The 14,881-nt window shown below is 74.5% G+C and carries 11 protein-coding genes; 7 read left to right on the top strand and 4 right to left on the bottom strand.

The window, feature by feature from the left end:
* Window positions 1-165 precede the first annotated feature (165 nt).
* Complete coding sequence (locus GNZ18_RS23995) at window positions 166-1,041, top strand: universal stress protein (RefSeq protein ID WP_173390875.1); 876 nt, start codon at window positions 166-168, stop codon at window positions 1,039-1,041.
* Between the two features lie 187 nt (window positions 1,042-1,228).
* A complete protein-coding gene (locus tag GNZ18_RS23990; protein WP_156218763.1) occupies window positions 1,229-3,871 on the top strand; it encodes a bifunctional acetate--CoA ligase family protein/GNAT family N-acetyltransferase in 2,643 nt (880 codons plus the stop codon).
* A gap of 95 nt (window positions 3,872-3,966) precedes the next feature.
* Here GNZ18_RS23990 and GNZ18_RS23985 read toward each other — a convergent pair whose 3' ends face one another.
* The 3 genes from GNZ18_RS23985 to GNZ18_RS23975 are packed head-to-tail and all read right to left on the bottom strand — an operon-like array spanning window position 3,967 to window position 7,099.
* On the bottom strand, window positions 3,967-4,917 hold the full coding sequence (locus GNZ18_RS23985; protein ID WP_156218762.1) for a beta-propeller domain-containing protein: 951 nt from the start codon (window positions 4,915-4,917) through the stop codon (window positions 3,967-3,969).
* Window positions 4,914-6,140: an MFS transporter gene (locus GNZ18_RS23980; protein WP_214619971.1), complete on the bottom strand. Its 1,227-nt coding sequence runs from the start codon at window positions 6,138-6,140 to the stop codon at window positions 4,914-4,916. Before GNZ18_RS23980 ends, GNZ18_RS23985 begins: the two co-directional genes overlap by 4 nt.
* Window positions 6,141-6,193: 53 nt before the next feature.
* On the bottom strand, window positions 6,194-7,099 hold the full coding sequence (locus GNZ18_RS23975; protein ID WP_156218761.1) for a metallophosphoesterase family protein: 906 nt from the start codon (window positions 7,097-7,099) through the stop codon (window positions 6,194-6,196).
* A 629-nt stretch (window positions 7,100-7,728) separates the two neighbouring features.
* Here GNZ18_RS23975 and GNZ18_RS23970 point away from each other — a divergent pair.
* From GNZ18_RS23970 to GNZ18_RS23950, 5 genes are all read left to right on the top strand, one after another.
* Window positions 7,729-8,460, top strand: a complete 732-nt coding sequence (locus tag GNZ18_RS23970) for an IclR family transcriptional regulator (RefSeq protein ID WP_173390874.1) — start codon at window positions 7,729-7,731, stop codon at window positions 8,458-8,460.
* 135 nt (window positions 8,461-8,595) lie between these two features.
* Window positions 8,596-9,675, top strand: coding sequence for a polyprenyl synthetase family protein (locus GNZ18_RS23965; protein WP_156218759.1), 1,080 nt, complete (start codon window positions 8,596-8,598; stop codon window positions 9,673-9,675).
* 46 nt (window positions 9,676-9,721) lie between these two features.
* Window positions 9,722-11,518: a hypothetical protein gene (locus GNZ18_RS23960; RefSeq protein WP_156218758.1), complete on the top strand. Its 1,797-nt coding sequence runs from the start codon at window positions 9,722-9,724 to the stop codon at window positions 11,516-11,518.
* Entirely contained in the window at window positions 11,515-12,339 is an 825-nt protein-coding gene (locus GNZ18_RS23955) for an SAM-dependent methyltransferase (protein WP_156218757.1), read from the top strand. The genes GNZ18_RS23960 and GNZ18_RS23955 overlap by 4 nt, the downstream gene beginning before the upstream one ends.
* 5 nt (window positions 12,340-12,344) lie before the next feature.
* On the top strand, window positions 12,345-13,721 hold the full coding sequence (locus tag GNZ18_RS23950) for a cytochrome P450 (protein WP_156218756.1): 1,377 nt from the start codon (window positions 12,345-12,347) through the stop codon (window positions 13,719-13,721).
* Window positions 13,722-13,744: 23 nt separating this feature from the next.
* Here GNZ18_RS23950 and GNZ18_RS23945 read toward each other — a convergent pair whose 3' ends face one another.
* Window positions 13,745-14,764 (bottom strand): class I SAM-dependent methyltransferase, encoded by a 1,020-nt coding sequence (locus GNZ18_RS23945; RefSeq protein WP_216651430.1) that lies wholly within the window; start codon window positions 14,762-14,764, stop codon window positions 13,745-13,747.
* Window positions 14,765-14,881 lie beyond the last annotated feature (117 nt).

The following is a 14,881-nucleotide window of genomic DNA, read 5'->3' as shown; positions in this document are numbered from 1 at the left end:
GGGACCTTCGGCCCCTCCGGGGCGCCGGAGGTCTGGGCCTCGGCGCGGTGACGCCGAAAGGCCGAAGGTCCCGCCCGGTCCGGACGGACGCCCCTTCCCCCGCGAAACGCCCGGAGGTGAGCCTGATCAGAGAGAACGCCGATGGATTCGACGGTGGGGGAGAGCATGAACGAACAGCCGATCACGGGCGTGGTCGTCGGTTACGACGGCTCCGAGGGCGCGGTCCGGGCGCTGGACTGGGCCGCGGACGAGGCCCGGACGCGCGGGGCGCCGCTGACCGTCCTGCACACGTGGGACGTCTATGTCGGCGCCCCGATCGCCGTGCCCACCGCCGATCTGCGCGCTATGGCGGGGCGGACCCTGGAGGCGGGCGTCGAGCATCTGAGGGGCGCGGCGCCCGACCTGAAGGTCCGCGCGGTGCTCGCCCGCGGGCGAGCGGCGGCGGAACTGGTCGCGGCGGGAAGGACCGCCGACCTGATCGTGCTCGGCCGGCGGGGCGTCGGCGGCTTCGTGGGCTTGGTGCTCGGCTCGGTCGGCGCCCAGGTCGCCGCGCACGCGACCTGTCCCGTGGTGATCGTCCGAGGCGGCGCCGACACGGGCCCGGAGCCGGGCCCGGTCGTGGTGGGGGTGGACGGCTCACCGGCGTCCCGTGCGGCGCTGGCCGTGGCCTTCGCCGAAGCCGACTCCCGCGGGCTCGATCTGAGAGCGGTGATCGTCTGGGACCGCCTGCCCGGAGGGGACCTGCCGCCACTGGTGGACGAGGCCGGCATGCGGAGCGCGGCCGAGTCGCGGCTGGAGCGCATGGTGATCCCGCTGCGCGAGGTCCACCCTTCGGTGAAGGCGACGGCCGAGGTCGTCGCCGGGACGCCCCGGGAGGTCCTCATGGACGCGGCGGACGGCGCCGGCCTGCTCGTCGTCGGTTCGCGGGGTCTCGGAGGCTTCCGCGGGCTGCTGCTCGGCTCCGTCAGCCACGCCCTGGTCCACCACGCCCCCTGCACGGTGGTGGTCGTCCACGCCTCGGAGAGCGGCGTCGGCGGCTAGCCCGCGGTGTCTCCCACGGCCCCGGCGAGGAGTCCACGCCTCCGCGCCGGGGCCCGGCCATGGGCAGGGCGGTGCCGGTGGAGCCGCCGTCCGGCGCCACGGGCCGGCCGGGGGAGGGACGAAGGTCCCGGGGAGCGATGACCTTGGGGACCTGATCCGGCGGCCCGTCCCGTCCGACGCTGGGGACATGACACGAAACCCTCCCAGCGCGCCGGTGTTCGCGCTGTTGACCGACGGCGTCCAGGTGGAGATCAGGCGGTTGCGGGCGTCCGACTTCGACGCGGTCTGCGACCTGCACCGCGAGCTGAGCGAGGAGAGCCTCTACCTGCGCTTCTTCGGTCTCAACCGGGGCATGGGCGCACAGGTGGCCGACCGGATCTGCCGGACGAGCGGCACCGACCACGCGGCGCTCGGGGCATGGCTGCGCGGCGAGCTGGTCGGGGTGGCCGAGTACGAGCCGACCGGCGTGCCGGGCGAGGCGGAGGTCGCGCTGGTGGTCGCCGACCGCGTGCAGCAGCGCGGTGTCGGGACGCTGCTGCTGGAGCACCTCGGGTCGCTGGCCCGGACGCGCGGGGTCGCGGCCTTCCGCGCCGACGCGCTCGCCGCGAACACCGCGATGCTGCGGGTCTTCGCCGACGCCGGGATGCCCGCGCGGCGCCGCTTCGCCGAGAACCTCGTGGAGGTGACGCTGCCGCTGGTCTCCGACGACGGATACCTCGACGCGGTGGCCGAGCGGGAGCGGCGCGCGGACGTGGCGAGCCTGGAACCGCTGCTGCGGCCGCGGGTGGTCGCGGTCATCGGGGCGTCCCGGCGGCGCGGGACGGTGGGCGCCGAGGTCGTCCGCAACATCGTCTCCGGCGGCTTCAAGGGCGCTGTCTTCGCGGTGAACCCGCACGCCGCCGGGGCCGACCTGCACGGGGTCCCTTGCGTGGCGACGCTCGCCGACCTGCCGGAGCGGCCCGACCTCGTGGTCGTCGCGGTGCCCGCGGACGCCGTGGTGGGCGTGGCCGCCGATTGCGGGCGGTCCGGGGCCGCCGCGATCGTGGTGATCAGCTCGGGGCTGACCGCGGCGGACGGGCGGGAGCTCGTGGCCGTCTGCCGCGAGCACGGGATGCGGCTGGTCGGCCCGAACTGCCTGGGCGTCGCCAACACCGGCGTCTCGCTGGACGCGACGTTCGGCGCCCGACACCCCGCGCCCGGCCGCGCGGGCGTGGCGGTCCAGTCGGGCGGCGTCGGGATCGCGCTGCTGGAGGAGCTGTCCCGGCTGGGCGTGGGCGTCTCCTCCTTCGCCTCCGTCGGGGACAAGTACGACGTCAGCGCCAACGACATGCTCATGTGGTGGGAGTCGGAGGAGACGACGCGGCTCGGGATCCTGCACGTGGAGTCGTTCGGCAACCCCCGCAAGTTCGCCAGGACGGCCCGCCGGGTCGCCGCCCGGATGCCGCTGCTGACCGTCCTGGCCGGGCGGTCCGCGCCGGGCGCGCGGGCCGCCGCGTCCCATACCGCCGCCGCCGCCACCCCGGAGACCACCCGCAGGGCGCTGTTCGAGCAGGCCGGCGTCGTCGCGACCGACGACCTCGGCGAGCTGGTGGACGCGGCGGCGCTGCTGGCGACCCAGCCGGCGCCGGGCGGCCCGAGGGTGGCGGTGGTCTCCAACGCGGGCGGGGCCGGGGTGCTGGCCGCCGACGCGTGCGCCGACGCGGGGCTCACCGTCCCGCCCCTGGGCGAGGAGACGCGGGCGCGTCTCGCGCGGATGCTCCCGGCCTGCGCGGCGACCGCCAACCCCGTCGACACCACCGCCGCCGTCTCCGCGGACGCGTTCCGCGAGGCGCTCGACGTGATCGCCGCGGACGCGTCGGTCGACGCCGTCCTGGCCCTGGTGGCCCCGACGGCGCTCGCCGACCTGCGGGAAGCGCTCGGCGGCACCGCCAAGCCGACCGCGGCGGTCGTGCTGGGCCAGGCCGAGAACGTCGTGATCACCGAGACGGGCGTGCCCTGCTACGCCTATCCCGAGAGCGCCGTCCGCGCGCTCGCCCACGCCCGCGCCTACGCCCGGCGCCGCGACCTCCCCCGTGAACAGCCCCCGGCCCTGCCCGGACTCCGCCCGGACGAGGCGGCGGCGATCATCGCTGGCTTCCTGGTCGACAACCCCGCCGGAGGCTGGCTGCCGCCCGCCGCCGCCTTCCGGCTGCTGGACGCCTACGGGCTGCCGCTGGCCCCCTGGCGCTGGGCGGAGACCGCCGACCAGGCCGTCGCCGCCGCCCGCGAGCTGGCCGCCCCGGTGGCGCTGAAAGCGCACGTCCCCGGGGTCCTGCACAAGTCGGCGGCGGGCGCGCTGCGCCTTGACCTGGACGGGGAGCGGGCCGTCCGCGCCGCCTTCGAGGGCCTGGCCGGGCGCTTCGGCGCCGATCTGGAGGGCGTGCTCGTCCAGGCGATGGCGGACGAGGGCGTCGAGCTGCTGTGCGGCGCCGTCCAGGACGAGGTCTTCGGCGCCGTCGTGATCTTCGGGGCGGGCGGCGTGGACACCGACGCGCTGGCCGACCGTACGGCCCGGCTGGCCCCGCTGACGGCGGGCGAGGCCGACGAGCTGATCCGCGAACCCCGCGTGTCCACCCTGCTCAGGGGCCACGCCGCCCGCCCGGCCGGGGACGTCCCGGCACTGCGCGACGCCCTGCTCCGTCTGTCGCGGCTCGCGGCCGACCACCCCGAGATCATCGAACTCGACCTCAACCCCACGATCGTCCGCCCCGACGGGGCCGTGGCCGTCGACGCCCGCCTCCGCCTCGCCCCCCATCGGGCATGGGACCCCTACCTGCGCCGTCTCCGCTGACCGGCACTCTCGCGCATGGCGGCGAGCCGGGTCGAGATCCGCTGCACGAGGCCCCGGCTGTAGATGGGATCGTCCGACTCGGTGGCCGAAAACACTCAGGGGGGCGGCGACACCGAACTCGCGTTGTCGAGCAGGAGCCGCGGCCTTCCGCCCCCGGACGCCGGGACGGCCCACGTCTGGTTCTTCCCGTCGCTGAGCTGGAGCGTGTAGCCGACGGTGCGGCCGTCCAGCCAGACGGGCTGGTCGTCGACGCCGCGGGTCTCGGCGAGCGGCGTCCTGCGCAGCGTGGCGAGGTCGAGCGTCGACAGGCGCCAGCCGCGCTTCGGGTTCCCGGCGACGGCGGACTTGAAGGCCAGGCGGGTGCCGTCGGGTGACAGGGACGGGCACTCGACGCCGGGCGCGAGCGTCCGGACCGTCCGGGCCGCGAAGTCGCCCTGGACGAGGTGGCGCCCGCCGCCCGTGGACAGCGTCGCGTAGAACCGGTTGTCGTCGGCGGCGAACGTGACGCCCCAGAAGTTCACGTCCCGGTTCCGGTACGGGGCGCCGTCCTTGATGATCGTGAAGTCCTCCAGGGTCGTGACGAGGCGCCCGGTCCGGGTGTCGAGGATGCCCGCCCGGGTGGAGAACCCCGTGGTCGCGTAGCTGTGGCCGTCGATGAACAGCGTCCAGGCGACCATCCGGCCGGACGCCGACACCCGCAGCCGGTTGGGGAACCCGGTGAGCGGGACGCGCCGCCGCTCGCGCAGCCCGGCGTCCATGACGACCAGCGCGCCCGCGCTCAGCGCCCCGACCGGCCGCAGGCACGCGACGGTGCCGGCGGCGGCGTAGGCCCGGTCGCAGACCACCGAGGTCACCCGCCGCGACCCCGGCGGGGACGTGTAGGAGAGCCGGCCGTTGGCGAGGAACTGGAGCCGCCGGCCGTCGGCGGACGTCCGGCCCGAGGCGGGCGCGGACTCCGCGTCGTGCGACACCGTGTAGGTGACCGCCACGGCGGCGAGAAGCACGGCCGAAACCGCCAGGGCGGCGGCGCGGGAGCGCGTGTTCAATGGACGGCCCTTTCTGACGGACGGAGGACGGCGGCGGTCCCGGCGAGGGCGATGGCGCTGACGGCGGCGGCGCCCAGCAGCGCCGGACGCGTGCCCCACACCTGCCACGCCGCCCCGAACAGCACCGACGACACCAGGTAGGCCAGCGCCTGCCCGCTCTGCACGAGCGCGATGCCGGTCGTCCGGAGGCCCGCCGGGAGCAGCGGCCCGGCGAGCGCCATCAGCCCGCCGTCGGTCGCGGCGTAGAACACCCCGTGCAGGACGACGGTGGCGCCGACGAGCCGGAGCCCGCCGCCGGACGCGAGCGCGAGCAGCAGGTAGGTCGCGGTGAGCGCCAGGTAGCCGCCGAGCACGACGGGCAGCCGCCCGGCCCGGTCGGCGAGCATCCCGGCGGGCGTGGCGAGCAACAGGTAGACGCCGCTGGTGGCGACGGCGAGCAGCGGGAACCAGCCGAGCGCGAGGTCCGCGCGCTCGGCGACCAGCAGGTAGGTGAAGCCGTCCCCGATCGTGGCCAGCCCGAGCAGGAACGAGGCGGGGAGCAGCCGCCGCGCGGCGGGCCCGCGCAGCAGCTCCCGCCAGCGCAGCGCCTCGCGCCGGGTCCGCGGCCCCGGCGCGTCCCGGACGAACAGCACGAGCACGAGGACGCCGAGCAGCGCGACACAGAAGCTCGTCATGATGACCGAGTCGTAGGACCCGGGCGCGGCGGCGAGGACGGCGAGCGCGACGAGCGGACCGGCGAACGCCCCGGCGGCGTCCATCGTCCGGTGCACGCCGAACGCGCGGCCGAGCTGCTCGGGCGGGGTGCACAGGGTGATCAGGGCGTCCCGGGGCGCGGTGCGCAGGCCCTTGCCCGCGCGGTCCGCGGTGAGGGCGAGGCCGATCCCGGCGCCCGAGCCCGCCGCGGCGAGCAGCCCGAGCTTCGCGGCGGCGGACGCGGCGTACCCGAGCAGCGCCACCGGCTTGCGCCGGTCGACGAGGTCGGAGACGTACCCGCCGGCGAGGCGGAGCAGGACGGTCGCGCCGGTGTAGAGCCCGTCGATCGCCCCGTAGGCCGCCGGGCTGAACTGGAGCCCGACCACCAGGTAGAGCGGCAGGATCGCGGTGACCATCTCGGCGGAGACGTCCGTGATCAGGCTGACGGCGCCGAGGGCGACCACGTTGGCGGCGACCGGGCCCGCGCCGCGGAGGCTCCTGCCCGGACGGGTGAGGGTGGAAAGGTACACGCCGGCTCCTTGGACGGGCCCGGCGCGCCCCCGCCGCGCCGGGACCCCTGGTATCAGTGGCAGTTGGTGGTGCCGCTGTCGGAGTAGGTCTTTCCGGACTGCGGGACGAACTGCCAGTCGTAGCTTCCGGCGTGCAGCGTCAGCTTGAGGACGCCGTAGGTGTCGCTGTTGCGGGCCTGGCTGTTCGGCTGGATGGTGCCGAACGAGTAGTGGCTCGCCCCGCCCATCCCGGCGACGAACTCGCGGATGCCGCGCGCGTTGTCGGCGGCGCCGCTCGGGTTCATCGGCGCGAACCGCTCGTACTGGTGGTTGTGGCCGGTGACGATGACATCGGCGTTGTTGTCGTAGAGCGCCTGCACCAGCGGGGCCACGGCGGTGCTGGGGGAGTGGTTGGCGCCGGACGTCCACCGCGGGTGGTGCCAGTAGGCGATGGTGCACGGCTTGGGGTTGGCGGCGAGGTCGGCCCGCAGCCACCGCTCCTGCGCGCCGCCCGCCGCGCAGCCGCCGCTGATCGACCCGCAGTTGGAGTTGAGGGCGACGACGTGCCAGTTGCTCCCGATGTCGTAGGAGTAGTAGCCCTTGGACGGGTCGCCCGCGGCGGCGCCGAAGTACCCGTAGTAGCCGGTGGCGCCGGCCGTGTTGTAGTCGTGGTTGCCGGGGGAGGGCCGGGTGCGCGCCTTGTGGCGCCCCCAGGTGGGGTTGTAGTAGGTGTTGAACTCGCTGGTCGTGCCGCTGTCATAGACGTTGTCGCCGGCGGTGAAGACCGTCCCGCCGATGTTGTCGAGCAGCGCCGCCGTCGCGGTGTCGCCGCTGCCGGAGTTGCTGATGTCGCCGGCGCCGACGAGGACCGGGTCGGCCGCCGCCGAGGCCGCGCCGCCGGGCAGCGCGAACGCCGCGATCGCGGCGGCCCCGAGCACGCCCGTGAGGGCGACCGCGACCGCGCTTCTGCTTCGGGTCATGTCCACTCCTTTGCGGGGGAATTGAGCACTCCGGACGGTAATTCCGCCATTACAAGCCCCGGCAATGCCCCGGCGAGCACCCGCCGTCCATCGGATGAATGACGCCGAAGCCCGAAGATCCGTAAAAAACCGGAGTCATTAATAGGGCCATCGCGCCACCCCGGTAACCTCCGAACCCAAAACCGGTAAGCACAATTTTTGACACGATTTCTCGGCGGCGACCCGGACCAATTCCGCGGCGCCCGATCCCGCCGTCGACCGTGCGGTGATCAGGGGGGGCGCCCGCGGTGTCGACGGCGGCGCGCCCTCGCGCGCCCCCGAGGCCGTAATGTTGATCAAAGCTCCGCGAGAGCGAGGGAATGCGCGACTCGCGGCGCCTTTGATCTCGCTGCCGCACGTCGGAACAATTCGCCGGACCCGCCGGTCGCGGCAGAGATTTCCACCCGCCAAAATTCAGCCAGATGGTGGTGATAAAAACGGGCGTCGGGTACATTCGCCTTACAGGAGTTGAAATGTGCGCTTTCTCGGCTTCCGGAAAGCCGATCGCGTTACCGGCCGCCGGGCCCGCCGGCGCCGCGCCGCCGGACCCGCGCGGGGCGAGAGGCCGGCGGGAGAACACGGCCCTGAGCATGGCGGGGAAGGCGACGGCGCTCCTGGCCGCGCTCGCGACGGCGCCGTCCTCGCTGACGTTGTCGGAACTGGCCCGCCGCACCGGATTCGCGAAGACGACCACGTACCGCCTGCTCGGCGCCCTGCTTGAGGGTGGCCTGGTGCGCCGCAACGGTACCCGCTACCGGTTGAACGACGGGGTGAGCTGGCTCGTGCCCCCGGCGGACCACCGGGTAAGCCGGATACGGCGACTTCGCCGCGGACTGCTTCCGCACATGGTCGGCCTGTACGAGGCGAGTCGCCAGACCGTCAACCTCGTGGTGCTGCGAGACGACGAGGTCGTCTACGTGGACCGCGTCTACGGGCGCGATCGGGTCGCCAGCCGTTCCGACGGGGTCGACCGGGCACCGGCGCGCCTGACCGCGGGGGGCCGGCTGCTCCTCGCCTACCGGCCGCATCCCGGCCAGATCGCGCCGGAGCCGGCGCACGACGGGCCGGTCCGGGCGAACGGGCATGATCTGGAGTCGGTGCTGACCGGCATCCGCCGCGAGGGGGTGGCCTACAACTACGGAGATCTCACGGCCGGTGTGTACTGCGTGGCCGCGCCGGTACGCGACCGCAAGGGCGAGGTCATCGCCGCCGTGTCGCTCGCGGGCCGAGCCCGGGGGTTCGATCCCGTGCACCATGCCCCGCTGCTGCGAAGGACCGCCTACGCGATGTCCGTCGTGGCCTGCGGAACACGCCACGGGTGAGGAGCGGTCCGCGCCGGGTCTCCGTGCGCGGGACGCGGTTGTTCCGGGCAGCGGAACAGCCGCTGGTGGCGGGGAGCCCGGGGCGGCAGCGTGCTGGTCCGACGGTTGATTCCCAGGCTGGGAGGCGAAGGGGCGATGACAGCGGGTACACGGTCCACGTCCGCCGCGGCCGCGCTGGAGGTGAAGGGGCGGATCGACCGCGCGTTGGCCGAGTTCCTCGACGATCGGCTGGGCGAACTGAGCCGGCTGGACGACGCGTCGGCCTTCGAACTGCTCCGACCGTATGTTCTGTCGGGCGGAAAGCGAATCCGGCCGATGCTCTGCTACTGGGGATGGCGTGGCGCGGGCGGTGCCGACCGCGACGAGGCCGTCCGGGCGGCCGCGGCACTTGAGCTGTTCCACTCGTTCGCGCTGATCCACGACGACATCATGGATGGGAGCGATATCCGGCGCGGCCGACCGGCGATGCATCGCCGGCTGGCCGCGTTGCACGAAGAATCCGGGTGGAACGGCGACCCGGACGCCTTCGGGGTGTCCGCCGCGATGCTGTTCGGCGACCTGCTCCTGGTATGGGCGGACGAACTGCTCTACACCAGCGGTGTCGATCCGGCCCGGCTCCGCGCCGCCCGGCCCGTCTATGACCGGATGCGCGCGGAGGCGATTTGCGGCCAGTATCTGGATGTCGCCGAGACCGCGAAGGGCGTCCCGTCGGTGGCGCGGTCGATGCGCGTCGTCCGCTACAAGGCGGCCAGGTACACCGTGGAGCATCCGCTGGTCCTCGGTGGCGTCATGGCCGGCGGAGGCGGACGCCTGCTCGCCGCCTACTCCGCCTTCGGCCGCCCGCTCGGTGAGGCGTTCCAGCTCCGCGACGACCTGCTGGGGGTGTTCGGCGACCCGGGCGTCACCGGCAAGTCCAATCTGGACGACCTGCGGGAAGGCAAGCCGACCGTGCTGATGGCCTACGCGGTCGAGCACGCCACGCTCGCACAGCGCGCCCTCATCAACCGGCTGCACGGCGCCGCGGACCTGGACGAGTCCGCGGCACGCGACCTCCGTAAGGTCCTCGACGAGACCGGCGCGCACGCCGCGGTGGAGGACATGATCGAGGTTCGCGGACGGCACGCCCTGACGGCCCTGCGGGCGGCCCCCCTCACCGAAGACGCCGGGCAGGCCCTCACCGCGCTCACCGATGCGGCCCTGTGGCGCCACAGCTGACCGGCTGACAGCAAGCGGCTCGAAAATCGTCTGAAGGTTCGAACTGATGAACATTGCGTATGCGTTATGGGATGCCGACCGTGCGGGCCTGACCACGCCGGAGACCGAGACTCTGCTGCGGACGGTGCACACCGCGGCGGGCGAGGCCCATCCGGCCGACGGCGACGCGGCCACCTATCTCGTCGCGCCGTCCGCCTACCGGCCGTACGTCTCCACGACGATGCCGCGCGACGGCGGCGGATACCGGATGGCCGCGCGGGCGCTCCGGGTGTCCCGCTCGCCCGGACTACAGCAGAGCCTGCTGGACGGTTGGGTCGGGGACGCGTTGCGCCGCCTGACGGCCCGGCAGGCGGCCGCGCTCTGGGACGCGGACACCGCGCCGATCGCCCGCCCCCTGGCGCTGCTGAACGCGGCGGCGCCCCGGAAGGGGAACGAGGCGGCGGTGCTGTGGCGGGAGTACCGGCGGCGCAATCCGGGCGCGCGCAGCCCGGAGATGACCGTGCGGGATTACCTCGGCTGCCTGTACTACTGGCAGTTCCAACGCAGCGTCGACGAGCGGCTGCCCAACCTGTTCGGCTCGCTGCTCACTTTCAGCCTGGCCGTGGATTTCGTCGATGCCGCAGACGGAGCGGGCCTGGACGGGGAGGATCCTTATCTCGTCGCGGCCAGTGAGGGGTTCGCCGCGCTCGCCGGAGCGGCTCCCAACCGAATGGCGCGCGAGATGACGCTGGGCGGCGCGATCAGCTATGTGAAGGACGCGATGGCGCGGGGCGACCGGGCCGCCGACCGGAACCCGGAACTCTCGCTCACGCCCGACGAGCTTTTCACCATCCGCCAATGGGATGGCTTTCACACCCCGCTACTGCGGCTGGCCTTCGGTTCCCGCCCCTACCGGCATCTCACCGACGGCAGCGGTACGTACCTGCCGGCGCTGGCCTGCCCGGACATCGCCCGCGTGTTCGGCAACGCGCTGCGCTACGACGACGTCGTCGACGCGATCGCCGACTGGGGCAACCACGAAACCTGCAACGAGCTGCTCACGGCGCTCGCCCACGCGGGCCCGGGGGCCGTCCACGGCTACGGCGACGCCCTCGCCCAGGCTCTCGACGCGACGCTCGCCTGCGCCTGCGGCAGGCCGGGGCACGAGGAGGCCGCCGAGTACGCGATGGGGTTCAACCTGTTCTACCTGCTGGTGCCCCGCTACGTGTTCCGGCGGCAGCTCGCGGCGCTGCACCGGGCCGGCGGCGACGTCGCGGAGGCGTTCGCCCCGCCCGCCGCCGGAACCCGGCTGCGGTCGGCCGGCGGCCGCCTCGCGTCCGGGTGGACCCTGCACACCGAGGACTGGCGACCACGATGGCGCCCGGCCGCATCCACGGTGGAAGCCCTCGCCCGGCGCGTCGCCCGCCGGTGCCTGTCCGGCGCGGCCGCCCCGGCCCGGCTCGTGGCGGCCGCGGAGAGCGCCCTCGCCCGATGCGACCGCGCCGATGACGACGACGCGTGCCGCCGGCTCACCCAGGACTGGCAGGACGTCTTCGACGCCGCGTTGGCCGCGGGCGGCCTGACGAACACTCCCCAGGCCGCGCCGCTGCGCCGGGCGATCGGCCGCCTGTGGGGGTCGGTCGTCCTCGCCGGGGCCGCCGACGACGCCCGCCTCTTCATCGAGACCGATATCGCCGTCCGCGCCACCTTCGGCCTCCCGGACGACGCGGGCCGGCGCGTACGCCGCGCCTTCTTCGGCGTCACCTCCAGCGCGGTGGACCACTCCGGCTTCAGCCCCTACGGACGCATCGCCAACGGAATAGGCACGCTGTGCCGCTCAGCGGAAAGGGATCGGACCCCATGACCGGAGAACCCGGCGCCGCCGATGTCGGTGCCCTGTACGACCAGCTCACCGATCTGTTCACCGCCGTTCTGGGCGGCAGCATCCATGTCGGCTACTGGGAGTCCGACGAGGACGAGAGCACCACGGAGGAGGCATCGGCCCGGCTGACCGAACTGGTGGCGGACCGGCTGGACCTCGCCCCCGGCCTGCGCGTGCTGGACGTCGGATGCGGCAGCGGCAGGCCCGCGGCCCAGATCGCCGCCGGCCGCGGCGTCCACGTGGCGGGGGTGACCGTCAGCGCCCACCAGCTTCGGCTGGCCCAGGCCCGCCCGGAACGCGGCGACGCTCCGGGGCAGGCGTCGTTCCAGCTCGCGGACGCCATGGAGCTGCCGTTCGCCCCGGCGTCCTTCGACGGGGCCTATGCCATCGAGTCGATGACGCACATCCGGGACAAGGACGCCGCGCTCGGCCACATCGCCCGCGTCCTGCGTCCCGGAGCGCGTCTGGTCATCGCCGATCTCTACCTCGACGGGCCCGTCTCCGGCCCCGACGCGGACGTCCTCGCGCAGATCTACGCCCTCTTCCAGGTCGCCACCCTCCTGACCGCCGACGGCTACCGCGAGCACCTGCGCCGCGCCGGGCTGGAGATCGTCGAGTTCACCGACATCCGCCGGAACGCGCGGCGCACCTACGCCGCCCTCGGCGCGGGCCTGCGCCGGGCGGCGCCCCGGTACGGCGAAGCGGGCGACCGGCTCGTCGCGGGTGCCTCCGCCCTGGAACGTCTCAGCGACGTCGACCCGCTGGGCTACGTGCTGCTGTCCGCGGTTCGCGCCGATCGGTGACCGCGATGGCCGCTCCGAGGTCCATCCCGACCGTCCCCGGATCACTCCCTCTGATCGGGCACATGGCCGCGCTGCTGCGCGACCCGCTGGGCTTCCTGCGCACGCTGCCGGCCCACGGCGACCTCGTCCGGCTGCGGCTGGGCCCGGTCGACGCCGTCCTGGTCTGCGACCCGGACCTCATCCTCCAGGTCCTGCGCGATGACCGGACCTTCGACAAGGGCGGGCCGGTCTTCGCCCGGCTCGGGGAGGCGGTGGGCGACGGCCTGGCCACCTGCCCGCACAGCCGGCACCGCCGGCAGCGGCGCCTGGTGCAGCCCGCCTTCCATCCAGGCCGCCTCCCCGGCTACGCGGAGGTGATGACGGGCAGGATCGACGCCGTCACCGGGTCGTGGCGGGACGGCCAGATCCTGGACGTGCTCCCGGAGATGATGACGATCTCGGTGGAGACCACCACCGCCATGATCTACTCCGACGCGCTGCCGGGCCCGGTCCGGCGCGCGACGCTGGAGGACATCGGCACCGTGCTCGCCGGCGCCTTCCGCCGGATGCTCACACCGCCCCCGCTGGACCGGCTGCCCACCCCGGCCAACCGCCGCTACCACCGCGCCATCGCCGACCTGCGCGCCACCCTGGGCGGCGTGGTCGACGACCGGCGGGGCGACGACGCCGACCGCGGCGACCTGCTGTCGGCGCTGCTGGCCTCCCGCGACCCCGGCGGCGGACGGGGCCTCACCGACGAGGAGATCGTCGACCAGGCCATGACGTTCCTGATCGCCGGCACCGAGACCACGGCCGCCGTGCTGGCCTGGACGATGCACCTGATGGCCGGCCACCCCGACATCGAGGACCGCCTGCACGCCGAGGTGGACGACGTCCTGGGCGACCGGCCGGCCACCCACGCCGTCCTGCCGGAGCTGGGCATGACGGGCCAGATCATCAGCGAGACCCTGCGGCTGCTGCCTCCGGCGTGGCTGTTCACCCGCACCGCCACCGCCGACACCCGGCTCGGCCTCGCCGGCATCCCGAAGGGGACCACCATGCTGTGCAGCCCCTACGTCATCCACCACCGCGCCGACCTCTACCCCCACCCGGAGCGCTTCGACCCCGACCGGTGGAGCCCCGAACGCCGCACCGCCCTGCCGCGCGGCGGCTTCCTGCCCTTCGGCGCGGGCGCCCGCAAATGCATCGGCGACCGGTTCGGCCTCACGGAGGCGACACTCGCCCTCGCCACCATCGCCGCCCGCTGGCGGCTGGAACCGCTGCCCGGCCAGGACGACGCGCGTGTCGCCTTGGCCGCCACACTGCGCCCCCGCGAACTCCGGATGCGCGCCGCCGCCCGCACGGCCCGACCCGAGTCAAGGCCGCCAGGTCGCCGGGCCTGAACGGTTCCGGGTGGCCAGCGGGGTCAGTGGCGGGTGGCCAGGGCGAGGAAGCGGTGGGCGGCGTCGTCGTAGTGCTCCAGGCGCCAGCCCGCGCCGGTCAGCAGGTGCTCCAGCCGGGTCCTGGCGAGGGGTTCGTCGGGGCGCAGGGCGCGGCCGTGGCGGGCGGCCAGCGCGGCCCGTCCCGAGGGGTGGAAGATGATCAGTTCGCCGCCGGGGCGGGTGACGCGCGCCAGTTCGGCCAGCCCGGTGGCGGGGTCGGGCAGGTGCTGCACCAGGCCGGCGGCGAAGACCGCGTCGAACCGCGCGGCGGCGAACGGGAGGCGGCGGGCGTCGGCCACCAGCAGGGCGGCGTGGTGCGCGCGGCCGGTCGTCCTGGCGACGGCGAGCATCTCCGGTGTGAGGTCCACGGCGAACACCCGTCCGGTCGGGCCGGCGGCGGCGCGCAGCGCGGGCAGCGCGCGGCCGGTGCCGCAGCCGGCGTCCAGGACGGTCGCGCCGGGCCGGACGGCGGCCTCGCCGACCGCGGCGGCGTAGGCGGGCATGTCGTCACCGAACCTGGCGTCCCAGGTGGCGGCGCGGGGCGCGAAGAACGCCCGGCTCTCGGCGACGTACCAGCCGTCGTGTCCGGCCAGCCGCGGGCCGACGCGGCGGATCACCGGCCAGCGGGTGTCGTTCAGGTCGATCACGATGTCCGCGCCGTTCTCGGCGTCCGCGTCCGGCGCGCGGCGGGTGCGCAGCCAGATCACCACGTCCCATCCGCCCGCCGTCCGGGCGCGCTCCCCGGTGCCCGCGCCGATCGTGATCGCGTCCGGCTCCCGCTCGCCTCCGCGGCCGCCGTCGCGTGGCCGGACGCGGCGGCGCCCGGCGGCGGTCAGGTGGTCGGCCAGCCGCGCGGCGACCGCGTCGGCGTGCCCGCAGCCCTCGACCAGCACGCACGCCGCGCCGCCCGGCAGCATCCCGGCCACCGCGTCCAGGACGTCGCGCCAGCGGCCGACCTGACGCTCGGTCATCGACTCCAGCGCCGTCAGGGCATCCCTCGTCATGGTCCCGATGATGCAGAAGCGCGGGGGAATCGACCAGTGACCGCCCGGCGCGCCGGGCCGGCGGTCGGGCTGACCTGGACAATACGGGCTTGACATAAACTTTTCCTACCTCAAATA

The organism is Actinomadura litoris (assembly GCF_009733595.1).
Taxonomy (GTDB): domain Bacteria; phylum Actinomycetota; class Actinomycetes; order Streptosporangiales; family Streptosporangiaceae; genus Spirillospora; species Spirillospora litoris.
The sequence above is the reverse complement of the archived record's forward strand: the minus strand, read 5'-3'. Positions and strand labels throughout refer to the sequence as shown.